The organism is Halomonas sp. V046, from assembly GCF_052645355.1.
Map to the genome: position 1 here is coordinate 1 of NZ_JBQXYF010000070.1, position 333 is coordinate 333.

Below are 333 nucleotides of genomic sequence, written 5' to 3' on the forward strand. Positions count from 1 at the left end.
CGACCTGGTCTGGCCTCGAGGACGAGCACGTGTCCTACAACGCCGGCTACACCAACGTCCACGAGATGATTCCGTGGCGCACCGTGTCCGGCCGCCAGCAGTTCTACCAGGACCATGCCTGGATGCGGGACTTCGGCGAGAGCCTGTTGGTGTATCGCCCGCCGATCAACACCAAGGCCACCGAGTCGATGGAGATGCCGCGGCCCAACGGCAACCCCGAGATCGCCCTGAACTGGATCACCCCGCACCAGAAGTGGGGCATCCACTCGACCTACTCCGACAACCTGCTGATGCAGACGCTGTCTCGCGGTGGCCCCATCGTGTGGCTGTCTG

The 333-nt window shown here is 64.3% G+C and carries 1 protein-coding gene; it reads left to right on the plus strand.

Annotated features, from left to right (window positions below):
- Positions 1 to 333, plus strand: a 333-nt coding sequence (locus ACUN9Y_RS22280) for a hypothetical protein (protein WP_445462923.1), incomplete at both ends; no start/stop codon positions are given.